At 60.0% G+C, this 11,624-nt stretch carries 11 protein-coding genes; 5 read left to right on the top strand and 6 right to left on the bottom strand.

The annotated features are described in order from the left end of the window. Positions 1-418: 418 nt before the first annotated feature. From pbpG to G5195_RS19870, 6 genes are all read right to left on the bottom strand, one after another. On the bottom strand, positions 419-1,246 hold the full coding sequence (gene pbpG, locus G5195_RS19895; protein WP_337073159.1) for a D-alanyl-D-alanine endopeptidase: 828 nt from the start codon (positions 1,244-1,246) through the stop codon (positions 419-421). A 159-nt stretch (positions 1,247-1,405) separates the two neighbouring features. Then, positions 1,406-2,071 (bottom strand): DedA family protein, encoded by a 666-nt coding sequence (locus G5195_RS19890; RefSeq protein WP_005336051.1) that lies wholly within the window; start codon positions 2,069-2,071, stop codon positions 1,406-1,408. 18 nt (positions 2,072-2,089) lie between these two features. Continuing rightward, positions 2,090-3,382: a hemolysin family protein gene (locus tag G5195_RS19885; RefSeq protein WP_337073160.1), complete on the bottom strand. Its 1,293-nt coding sequence runs from the start codon at positions 3,380-3,382 to the stop codon at positions 2,090-2,092. A gap of 263 nt (positions 3,383-3,645) precedes the next feature. Beyond that, positions 3,646-4,704: an L-asparaginase 2 gene (gene ansB / locus G5195_RS19880; protein WP_111900276.1), complete on the bottom strand. Its 1,059-nt coding sequence runs from the start codon at positions 4,702-4,704 to the stop codon at positions 3,646-3,648. A gap of 130 nt (positions 4,705-4,834) precedes the next feature. Next, entirely contained in the window at positions 4,835-5,029 is a 195-nt protein-coding gene (locus G5195_RS19875; RefSeq protein ID WP_005348755.1) for a heavy-metal-associated domain-containing protein, read from the bottom strand. Positions 5,030-5,202: 173 nt separating this feature from the next. Next, positions 5,203-6,153: an AEC family transporter gene (locus tag G5195_RS19870; protein WP_005336047.1), complete on the bottom strand. Its 951-nt coding sequence runs from the start codon at positions 6,151-6,153 to the stop codon at positions 5,203-5,205. A 137-nt stretch (positions 6,154-6,290) separates the two neighbouring features. Between G5195_RS19870 and treR the strand changes: the two genes are divergently transcribed. The 5 genes from treR to G5195_RS19845 all read left to right on the top strand — a co-directional run bounded on the left by treR (position 6,291) and on the right by G5195_RS19845 (position 11,501). Next, entirely contained in the window at positions 6,291-7,238 is a 948-nt protein-coding gene (gene treR / locus G5195_RS19865) for a trehalose operon repressor TreR (protein ID WP_421236406.1), read from the top strand. 192 nt (positions 7,239-7,430) lie between these two features. After that, positions 7,431-8,861: a PTS trehalose transporter subunit IIBC gene (gene treB / locus G5195_RS19860; RefSeq protein ID WP_005348758.1), complete on the top strand. Its 1,431-nt coding sequence runs from the start codon at positions 7,431-7,433 to the stop codon at positions 8,859-8,861. Between the two features lie 66 nt (positions 8,862-8,927). Further along, positions 8,928-10,586, top strand: coding sequence for an alpha,alpha-phosphotrehalase (treC, locus tag G5195_RS19855; RefSeq protein ID WP_421223935.1), 1,659 nt, complete (start codon positions 8,928-8,930; stop codon positions 10,584-10,586). A gap of 6 nt (positions 10,587-10,592) precedes the next feature. Then, entirely contained in the window at positions 10,593-11,192 is a 600-nt protein-coding gene (locus G5195_RS19850) for a sugar O-acetyltransferase (RefSeq protein WP_421223933.1), read from the top strand. Positions 11,193-11,312: 120 nt separating this feature from the next. Next, positions 11,313-11,501 carry a hypothetical protein gene (locus G5195_RS19845; RefSeq protein WP_005336040.1) on the top strand — a complete coding sequence of 63 codons (189 nt, stop codon included), beginning with the start codon at positions 11,313-11,315 and terminating at the stop codon, positions 11,499-11,501. The last annotated feature ends 123 nt before the right edge of the window (positions 11,502-11,624 follow it).

The raw sequence follows: 11,624 nt of genomic DNA, 5'->3' as shown, positions 1-11,624 counted from the left end.
GCCCGTAGCTCAGCTGGATAGAGTACCTGGCTACGAACCAGGTGGTCAGAGGTTCGAATCCTCTCGGGCGCACCATACAGACAGCCCCGACTTCGGTCGGGGCTGTTTTTTTATGGGCGATATTTAGCTTTTGGTGCGGATCCCCGTGCGCTGTTGCGGGTGGATCGCCCGTTTACCTGGCTGTTCTTGTCCTCATTTCTTCCCCTTTCTGTGATTGCGCACAGTTCTTCTGAACGGTGCAAACCCTTGCCACCCTTTGTCTCATCTATAGGCGCGCTGTATGCCTGCTGTTGCAACGGCAGATGCCGGGCCACTCATCACTCAAGGTTCGCTCATCAACATCCTGCAAGGCCTGCTGAGGCGTTCTGCAGGCGATAAAAAAGGATGCCGCAGCATCCTTTTTTGTCGAGATATTTACTCAGCTTTTCAACCATTTGCGAATGCGGTTGGCATCGCCTATGGGAGTGCGTTTGCCCACCGAGTTGAGCAGCACGATGGCGAGCTCGCGGCTGTCCGGTTTAGCGCGCATTACCAGACAGCGCCCCGCTTCGTCAGTGAAGCCGGTCTTGGAGAGGCGTACGTCCCAATCCGGGTTTTTCACCAGCGGGTTGGTGTTGTTGAACATCAGGCTGTAGGCGGGGGCGCTGAAGCGCATCTCCCGGTTCTCATCCTGAGTGAACTGACGGATCAGCGGCTGACGATAGGCGGCGGCGGCCAGCTTGCCGAGATCCTGGGCGGTGGAGACGTTGCGGGTGGAGAGGCCGGTGGAGTCGTAGAAGTGGGTATTTCGCATATCCAGCTGTCTGGCCTTGTTGTTCATGGCCCGCACGAAGGCGCTGCGACCGCCCGGATAGTGACGCGCCAGTGCCGAGGCCATCCGGTTTTCGGAGGACATCAGCGCCAGATGCAGGGCGTCGCGGCGGGTCACCTTGGTGCCCATGCGGATGCGGGAGTGAGTGTGTTTGACCCGATCCAGATCGTTCTTGTCGACCGTAATGGTCTGGTTGAGATTCTGCTTGGCATCCAGCACCACCAGCGCTGTCATCAGCTTGGTGAGAGAGGCGATGGGACGCACCTTGGTGGCATTCTTCTGGTAGAGCGTCTTGCCCGTTTTTACATCCACGACCAGGGCGCTGCTCGAGCGTACTTCCAGTTTGGCTGGGTTGGGTGCCGCGTTGACCGCAGGCAATCCCAGCATTCCCATCAACCCGACAACCAGCGCTGCTGCGCGAATCCGACACCACATACAACCGACTCCGTTCCCATCCAAAAAAAGGCGCTAGATTCACTCATTTTTACCCCAGCTTTACAAGGGCCGAGCGGGACTATTTCTGCTATTTGCGCAAAATAGGCGATCAAAAAAGCCCTCTGGCGAGGGCTTTCAGGTCGGGCGTTGGGCGAGGGGTCAATCCCGCGGCTGCGCGGCCCTGCGTTTGCTGATCCAGCGCCAGACCAGCGCCACCATGCCACCCAGCAGCAGGGCCACCGGCAGATAGATGATGATGTTGAAGAACTGGGTCTGGTATTCGGCGGCCAGCTTGGTGTGGCTCAGGTAGTAGCCAAACCCGACCAGCGGGCAGATCCACATGATGGAGCTGATCAGATTGACGATGAGAAAGCGCCCCTGGGGCAGTTCGGTGGCACCCACTATATAGGGGTAGGCGGTGCGCACGAAGGCGATATAGCGCGCGGTGATCAGGGTGATGATCCCGTACTTGTCCAGCAGGTGGTAGACCTTCTGCTGGTGTCGCTCTTCCACATGGGACATCAGCCGATGGTAGAGCTGGGTGTGGCCGAGAAAGCGCCCCTGCATGTAACCGAGCCAGGTGCCGACAAAGGTAGCCATGATCAACAGCGGGATCACCCCGAGAGACAATACATCCTGATAGATGAGCACGCCGGTGAGGATCAGCAGGCTGTCACCGGGCAGAAAGGCGGTAGGGATGAATCCGTTTTCCAGTACCAGAAACGTCAGAATCACACCACAGATCATGAAGGCCATCTTGGGATCGGAAAGTGTGTTCAGATCGTGATTCATAAAGGCGTGAGCCAGTTGGTAAAACTGCTCCATACTTGCAAACTCCGCAGGTTAGCTGGGTTGATCGGTCAAGGGCATGGCGAGCACCTTGTCGATGCGCAGGCCATCCATGTCAACAATTTCCAGTTGCCACTGTTCCAGTGTCACCAGGTCTCCGGTTTGTGGAACACGACCAAGGAGCAGCATGATAAGCCCTCCGAGGGTGTGATAGTGATGTTTTTCTTCTTCTGGCAGACGAACCAGCTCCAGACAGTCCTTCAACTCCGGCAACGGGATCAGGCCATCGAGCAGCCAGCTGCCGTCGGCGCGCCGGAAGGCCCAGTTGTCCTCGCCATCCTCCTGCTGGAAATCCCCCGCCAGCGCCTCCAGCAGATCCTGCTGGGTGACCAGCCCCTGCAACTCGCCATATTCGTCCACCACCAGCGCCATCTGTTCGCTGTGGGTGCGGAAGTGGTTGAGCAGCTCGACGCCGTTGAGGGTCTCGGGCAGCAGGCTGCCCTCCTGGGTCAGGGCAGCCAGATCGATGGGCTCCCCCTTGATATAGGCGTGCAGCACCTTGCTGACATTGATGATACCCACCAATTCTGACAGGTTGCCGTCGCAGACCGGAAAATAGCTGTGGCGATACTCCACCAGCCGCTGCAGGTTGACGGTCAGCGGCAACGCTAGATCCAGATAGCGGATATCACTGCGCGGCACCATCAGGGAGGAGAGGCTGCGCTCGTCGAGACGGAAGACGTTGCGCAGCATGGTGTGTTCATGATCCTCGATCACCCCGGCTTCCGATCCTTCCACCAGCATGGCGTGGATCTCCTCCTCGGTGACGTTGGCGCTGCCGTTCTGGTTGACCCGCAGCAGCCGCAGGCTGGCATTGGTGGAGGCCGACAGCAGCCAGACGAAGGGGCGGGTCAGGGTGGCGAGCCAGTGCATGGGGCGCGCGACCAGACAGGCGATGCGCTCGGCATTGAGCTGGCCGAGGCGCTTGGGCACCAGCTCCCCCACCACGATGGAGAGGTAAGTGACCACCACCACCACGATGACGGTGGCGATCAGGCCACTGCTCTTGGCGGGGAGCCCCCACTCCTGCAACCAGAGGGAGAAGGGCTGGGCCAGCAGGGATTCGCCGTAGATACCGTTGAGCAGACCTATGCTGGTAATGCCGATCTGGACGGCAGAGAGAAAATGGGTCGGGTCTTCGCCCAGTTTGAGGGCAATGGCGGCGGAGCGATTGCCTTCAGAGGCAAGCTTGCCGAGGCGAGCCTTGCGTGCGGTGACGATGGCGATTTCTGACATGGCGAAGACGCCATTAAGCAAAATCAATCCCAGCAGGATCAATATTTCCATACAGCAACAGCACTCCTTGAGTGGATAAGATCGCTGGCAGTGTAATGAATTTGGCGGCGATGCGCTTGTGAAAGCGGGTGATCCGGCTCGCTAATTTGATGACAGCGCTTTGTGATGGCTGAAAAAAATGGCCGGAAAAGGGAAGGATGACCTCGCCAAACGACATAATGGGTGAGGCGGGTGCTTGGCGAAGTGGCATTGCATGCAGGATGGAAAAGGGCGGGAAGTCCCGCCCTTGCTTGTTACTTGTCAGACAACCGTTATCAGAACTGCTGGAACCAGCGCTGGATCTGGGCCGGGTCTTTGCTCTGGGTCAGGGAGAGCATCAGCAGCACCCGCGCCTTCTGCGGGTTGAGAGTGCCGGAGGCCACGAAGCCGTACTTGGCATCATCGATCTCGGCATCCAGGGTGGTGGCGCCGGTCGGCACGCGGGCGGAGCGCACGACACGGATACCGTCCTTGCTCGCCTTGGCCAGGGTATCGAACAGGGTGTGGTAGAGGTTGCCGTTACCCACCCCGGCGCTGACGATGCCGTCGAACTTGGCATCCACCATCGCCTTGGCCGGCAGATCGGTGGCGTTGGCGTAGCTGTAGACGATGCCCACTTGCGGCAGCTTGTCGAGCTTGCTCACGTCAAACGGCGTTTTGCTGGTGTGCAGACGGGCCGGGCTGCGCTGATAGTCGATCTTGCCGTTGTGGATGTAACCCAGCGGGCCAAAGTTGGGGGAAGCGAAGGTCTGCACCCCGGTTGTGTTGGTCTTGGTGACGTCGCGGGCATCCAGCACGGTGTCGTTCATCGCCACCATCACGCCACGGCCCTTGGAGCTCGGGTCGGAAGCAGTCACTACGGCGTTGTAGAGGTTGAGCGGGCCATCAGCACTCATGGCGGTGGAGGGGCGCATGGCGCCAACCAGTACCACCGGCTTGTCGCTCTTGACAGTCAGATTGAGGAAGTAGGCGGTCTCTTCCATGGTGTCGGTGCCGTGGGTGATGACAATGCCATCCACGTCATCCTTGGCCAGCAGCTCGTTGACCCGTTTGGCCAGCTTGAGCCACACCTCGTCGTTCATGTCCTGGGAGCCGATCTTCACCACCTGCTCACCCTGCACGTCGGCTACGTTTTTCATCTCGGGCACGGCGGCGATCAGGGTTTCGATGGCCACCTTGCCAGCCTCGTAGTTGGACTGGGTAGCCGACTGGCCTGCCCCGGCAATGGTGCCGCCGGTTGCCAGAATATGGACGTTGGGCAGCGCCATGGCCATGGGGGAGAGGGTCAGGCCGACGACGGCGGCGAGCAGGGTCTTGCGGATCGGTAGGGTCATGCTGCAAATCCTTATGGTTGGAATAATCGCAGCAAGTTTGCCCGTTTAATAACCCCGGTCTGTGATAAAACTCACCAAAAGACAGGTGAGTACAGATTTTTAACCTGTTTTATACCTCTATGGAGATAATTTAACTCGCAGAGAAACCCTTGGCTTCGATCAGGGCGATCAGCTCGGCCTTGCTCAGCTCGCTCTCGATGAAGGCCTTGCTGCTGGCGAAATCGACGGTTGCGGTGGTGACCGCAGGCTGGGCCAGCAGCGCTTTTTGCAGACTGGCGGCGCAGCCACCACAGGACATGCCGGACACGGTGAGTTCGATGGTCATGGGATATCTCCTCTGTTGATGGACGCCAGCCTAAAGCTGCCGCCTCCGGCAAGGTCAAGCCGTCAGTACATAAGACCCAGATAGTTCATCAGGGTTGCTCCCGGCCGGTGTATGGGTGACATGCGAGCAAAGGTTCGTGGTGGCGATGAGGTTGGCAGTTTCCTCGGGCAGGGTCAGTACATCAACCCTAGGTAGTTCATCAGAGTCGCCCCGAGGCTGGTAGTAACCAGCGAGCCGAGGGTGGTGGTGGCGATGATGTTTGCGGCCAGCACGCTGTCGCCACCCATGGCGCGGGTCATCACATAGCTGGCGGCGGCAGTCGGAGTGGCGCTGATGAGAAACAGAATACCCAGCTCCAGATGGCTGAAGCCGAGCAGGGCCGCCCCAAGAGTGAACGCAGCCGGAATGAGACAGAGCCGCATGATGCTGGCCCAGCCCGCAATGGCTGCACCACCACGCAGAGCATCGAGGCTGAGGGAGGCGCCGGTGCAGAGCAGCGCCAGCGGCAACGTCATGTTGGCGAAGTAGCTGCCGGTGGTGAGCAGCAGTTGCGGCATCTTGATACCGAGCAGGGTAAACGGCAGCGCCGCCACAATGGCGATGATCAACGGATTCTTGATGATGCCGAGCAGAATGGGGCGAATACCGGTAGCGCCGCCGAGACTGCGGGTGAGGGTGATCACCGCGAGAATGTTGTAGAGCACGGTCACCGCGCCGACGTAGAAGGCCGCCGCCCCCAACCCCTCGTGGCCGTAGGCGTTCTGCACATAGGCGAGACCGATAATGGCGCTGTTGCCGCGAAAGCTCCCCTGCACGAAGATCCCGCGCAGTCGCTGCTCCCCGATAAAACGTCCGGCCAGCAGCTCCAGCACCAGATAGCTGATAACGGTGGCGAGCAGGCCATAGCCGATAAACCAGAGGCTCGGCATGGTGGCGAAGTTGGTACCCAGAATACTGAGAAAGAGCAGAGCGGGCAGGGTGACCTGAAACACCAGTCGCGAGGCGGATTCGGTAAAGGGATCCGGCAGCAGCCCCAGCCGCTTGAGCAAGATGCCGAGCAGCAGCACCACGCAGATGGGGCCTGTGATGGAGAGGGAGAAGAGCAGACTGGCCAGCAGATCCATGATGGGCATCCTGTGCTGTGCCCACACACCATGACGGCGGGGCAAAAAGGGCATTCTAACGCCATGGGCTTGTATTCACAGGGGTTAATCACAACAATGTGGGCAATTCCACCGCCTAGCCTCCTGTGAGCCAATTCATGGACAAGAAACTGACCATCCTCGATATCGCCAGACTGAGTGGCGTCGGCAAGTCGACCGTCTCCCGGGTGCTCAACCAGGATCCCAAGGTGAAGCAGGAGACCCGCGAGCGGGTGGAGCACATCATCGCCGAGCACGGCTTTGTGCCGAGCAAATCGGCGCGGGCCATGCGCAGCCAGAGCCAGCAGGTGGTGGGGATCATCGTCTCGCGGCTCGACTCCAGCTCGGAGAATCAGGCGGTGCGCGGCATGCTGGAGACCCTCTACCAGCGCGGCTACGACGCCGTGCTGATGGAGAGCAAATTCTCCCCCGCCAAGGTGCAGGAGCATCTGGCGGTGCTGGAGCGGCGTGGAGTGGATGGCATCATCCTGTTTGCCTTCAACGATTTGGACTATGCCGCCATGGCGCCGCTCAGGGATAAGCTGGTGCTGGTTGCCCGAGAATATCCCGGTTTCTCCTCGGTTTGCTTTGACGACGCCGGTGCGGTGCGCACCATGCTGGCGCAGCTGGCAAGCCGTGGCGCCCGCGACATCGCCTATCTGGGGGTGGATACCTCGGATCTCACCACCGGCCAGCGCCGCCTCGACGCCTATCTCGCTTACTGCGCAGAGCAGGGCTTGCGCCCGCGCAGCGCCCTCGGTGATCTCAGCCTGCAGAGCGGCTACCGGCTGGCGGCCGAGCTGCTTACCACCTCCACCCAGGCGCTGGTCTGCGCCAGCGACACCCTCGCCATTGGTGCGGCAAAATACCTGCAAGAACAAGGGCGTAGCGAGGTGCTGGTGACCGGACTTGGCAACAATCCCATGCTCAGTTTCCTCTTCCCCAATGCCCTCAGTCTCGATCTTGGTTACAAAGGGGCGGGGGAGCAGGCGGCGCGTCAGCTGCTCGGCCAGATTGAGCAGGAGAAACCCCCGCAGGTGACAATCGCCCCCTGTCGAACCCTGTGAGCCCCATCACTTCCGACTGAACAAAAAGTGCGCTTTTTGTGACGCTCGCCACGAATTGGGAACGTTCCCATTTCGATCTAGCCAGATCGTCGGCATGCTAAATGGGAACGATACCAAAAACGCTCAGGCCGACAGACTGGCTCAAAAGGGCGATACAGACCACTATTCAATGGCGTCACAGAGGGAAGACCCATGTCCAAGATCAACGCACAGCAGCTTGCCACCCTGATCGACAAGATCGGCGGCAAGGAGAACATCGCCACCGTCAGCCACTGTCTGACCCGGTTGCGCTTCGTCCTGAACGATCCGGCCAAGGCCGACAGCAAGGCCATCGAAACCATCCCGGCGGTGAAGGGAAGCTTCACCCAGGGCGGTCAATTCCAGGTGGTGATCGGCAACGAGGTGGAGCAGTGGTACAAGGCGCTGACCGAGCAGCTCGGCGTCAGCGGTGGCAGCAAGGAGACCGCCAAGCAGGCGGCACGCCAGAACATGAACCCGCTGGAGCGGGGCATCTCCCATCTGGCGGAGATCTTCGTGCCGCTGCTGCCCGCCATCATCACCGGCGGTCTGATCCTGGGCTTTCGCAACGTCATCGGCGACATCAAGATGTTCGACGATGGCACTCACACCCTCACCGAGATCAGCCAGTTCTGGGCTCAGGTACACGCCTTCCTCTGGCTGCTGGGCGAGGCGATCTTCCACTTCCTGCCGGTTGGTGTTTGCTGGTCTGCAGTGAAGAAGATGGGCGGCTCCGAGATCCTGGGTATCGTGCTGGGGGTGACGCTGGTGTCACCGCAGTTGATGAACGCCTACGGCATCGGCCAGCAGACTCCCGAGGTGTGGGACTTCGGCCTGTTCGTGATCCAGAAGGTGGGCTATCAGGCACAGGTCATTCCGGCGCTGCTGGCGGGTGTCTTCCTCGCCTGGGTGGAGACCAACCTCAAGCGGATCATTCCGGCTTACCTATATCTGGTGATTGTGCCGTTTGTCTCGCTGCTGCTGGCAGTGATCGTGGCCCACGCCTTTATCGGCCCGTTCGGTCGCTGGATTGGTGATGGCGTCGGTTTCGCTGCCAAGGCCGCCATGACTGGCTCCTTCGCTCCCATCGGCGCTGCCCTGTTCGGTTTCCTCTATGCACCGCTGGTCATTACCGGTATCCACCACACCACCAACGCAGTGGATCTGCAGCTGATGCAGAGCATGGGTGGCACCCCGATCTGGCCGCTGATCGCCCTCTCCAATATCGCCCAGGCTTCTGCGGTCGTCGGCATCATTCTGATTAGCCGCAAGGAGAACGAACGGGAGATCTCGGTACCTGCCGCCATCTCCGCCTACCTCGGGGTGACCGAACCGGCGATGTACGGTATCAACCTCAAGTACAAGTTCCCCATGTTGTGCGCCATGGTGGGTTCCAGCCTTGCCGCCCTCATCTGCGGTTTCGCCGGGGTGATGGCCAACGGCATCGGGGTGGGCGGCCTGCCGGGCATCCTCTCCATCCAGCCGCAATACTGGGCGGTGTTCGCCATCGCCATGCTGGTCGCCATCGTGGTGCCGGTGGTGCTGACCCTGCTGGTCTACAAGCGCCAGCAAGCCGCTGGCAAGTTGACCCAAGCCAGCGCCTGACACTGATTATCAGGGCGACCCGCGGGTCGCCCTCTCCATTTTCTATTCGAGACAAGAGAAAGACCCATGAGCCAAACACCCTGGTGGCAGAGTGCCGTGATTTACCAGATTTACCCCAAGAGCTTTCAGGACTCCGCTGCCCGTGGCACCGGCGATCTCAAGGGGATCATGGCCCGCCTCGACTATCTCAAGACCTTGGGCGTCGATGCCCTCTGGCTGACCCCGGTTTATGTTTCTCCGCAGGTGGACAACGGATACGACATCGCCGACTACCTTGCCATCGATCCCGCCTACGGCACCATGGCAGATTTCGAGGCGCTGCTGGCCGCCGCCCACGCGCGCGATATCCGCATCGTGATGGATATCGTGGTCAACCACACCTCCACCGAGCACGCTTGGTTCAAGTCGGCGCTGGGGGATAAAAACAGCCCCTACCGCGACTACTACATCTGGCGCGATCCGGTGGATGGCGGCGTACCCAACAACTGGCAATCCAAGTTTGGTGGCAGCGCCTGGGAGCTGGATCCCGCCACCGGTCAGTACTACCTGCACCTGTTTGCCCGCGAGCAGGCGGATCTCAACTGGGAAAATCCGGCGGTGCGCGCCGAGGTGAAAAACATCATTCACTTCTGGGCCAAGAAGGGGGTGGATGGGTTCCGGCTCGACGTTATCAACCTTATCTCCAAGGATCAGACCTTCCCGAACGACGATATTGGCGATGGCCGCCGCTTCTACACCGACGGGCCGCGCATCCACGAATTCCTGCAGGATGTGAGCTGCGACGTGTTTGCTCCTGTCGGCGCCATGACGGTGGGGGAGATGTCCTCTACTTCGCTGGAGCACTGCCAGCGCTATGGCGCCCTCGATGGCTCAGAGCTCTCCATGGTGTTCAACTTCCACCATCTGAAGGTGGATTACCCCAACGGCGACAAGTGGACCAAGGCGCCGTTCGACTTCCTCGAACTCAAGCGCATCTTCAACCACTGGCAGAGCGGCATGCATGGCAAGGGGTGGTCGGCGCTGTTCTGGTGCAACCACGATCAGCCGCGCATCGTCTCCCGTTTTGGCGATGAGGGTGAGCATAGGGTGGTCGCCGCCAAGATGCTGGCCAGCACGCTGCACGGCCTGCAAGGCACCCCCTACATCTATCAGGGGGAGGAGATCGGCATGACCAACCCCGGCTATCAGCACATCGATGACTATCAGGATGTGGAGAGCCGCAACATCTTCGCCATCAAGCAGGCTGAAGGGATGAGCGAGGCCGAGATCCTCGCCATTCTCGCTGCCAAGTCCCGCGACAACTCGCGCACGCCGATGCAGTGGAGTGCCGCCCCGAACGCCGGTTTTACGGCAGGCAATCCGTGGCTCAAGCCTGCCGCCAACTATCCCGAGATCAACGCCGAGGCGGCGCTGGCCGACCAGAACTCGGTGTTTTGGCACTATCGGGATCTTATCGCCCTTCGCAAGGTGCACCCCATCTTCACTCAGGGGGATTATCAGGAGCTGCTGACCGGGCACCCGCAGATCTGGGCCTATGCCCGTCGCGCCAACGGTCAGACCCTGCTGGTGGTGAGCAACTTCTACGGCGAGCCGGTGGAGTTTGCCTTGCCTGCCGAGCTGCAAAGCGGGCAAGGTCGGCTGCTGCTCGGCAACTACCCCGATAGCCCGGCCCGACCGCAATCGGGTATGCTGCGCCCTTATGAATCCCTGATCTGGCTGATGTAGTAGGTAATGGAGAAGATGGTGCGCGGTACCGAGTGGCAGAAGATGGTGGCGGGGGAGCCCTATGACGCGGGCGATCCCGGGCTCAAAGCGGCACGTGAGCGCTGCCGAAGGCTTTATCACACCTTCAACACCTGCTGGCAGGAGAAACCGGCGCGGGATGCTTTGCTGCACGAGCTGCTCGGTGGTCGCGGCCATGAGTGCGCCATCAATCCGCCGTTCTTCTGCGACTATGGCGCCAATATCTTCGTCGGCGAGAACTTCTACGCCAACGTCAATTGCACCATCCTCGACGTCTGTGAGGTGCATATCGGCGACAACGTGCTGCTGGCGCCCGGGGTGCAGATCTACACCGCCGCTCATCCGGTGGCGGTGGCGCCACGTATCAAGGGTGTCGAGTTCGGCAAGCCTGTACGGATCGGTCACAACGTCTGGATCGGCGGTAGCGTCGTCATCTGTCCCGGCGTCACTATCGGTGACAACAGCGTCATCGGTGCCGGTTCGGTGGTGACCAAAGATGTGCCCGCCAACGTGGTGGCGGCTGGCAACCCTTGCAAGATGCTTCGGCCGATGACGGCACAGGAGCTTGAAGGCGTCATCCAGCGGTGAGCAGGGGCCATGAATGCAATTTCTATCTGACTGATAGAAAAGCGACTTTCAGATTGTTTTGCATTCAGTGCTTATGTTCGGGGCCGCTTGGCCGATACTGTTGAGTGCAGGAGGAACCCTATGGATATATCAAGTTCTGCAAATGCGTCGTTTGGTTCTGCTCTGATGACGGCCAGTCTGGCCAAGAAACAGCAGACCCAAGAGGGCGAAGCTGCGCTGAAGCTGCTGCAAAACGCAGCGCAATCAGCGCCGGTTGCACCGACATCGGCCAGCGCTTCTTTGGGAAGCAAGATCGATATTCGCGTCTGACCCTAATGAAAAAGCCCCCATCTCGCGATGGGGGCTTTTTTATCTCTGCTGTCCCGTCCTGAATATGGTTTACACATTTCCCCCCAATAAATGGAGAACCCGATGGGACAAGGTGTGAAACGG

Origin of the sequence: Aeromonas sp. 601039 (assembly GCF_049174415.1) — a bacterium.
Lineage (GTDB): Bacteria > Pseudomonadota > Gammaproteobacteria > Enterobacterales > Aeromonadaceae > Aeromonas > Aeromonas veronii_A.
The sequence above is the reverse complement of the archived record's forward strand: the minus strand, read 5'-3'. Positions and strand labels throughout refer to the sequence as shown.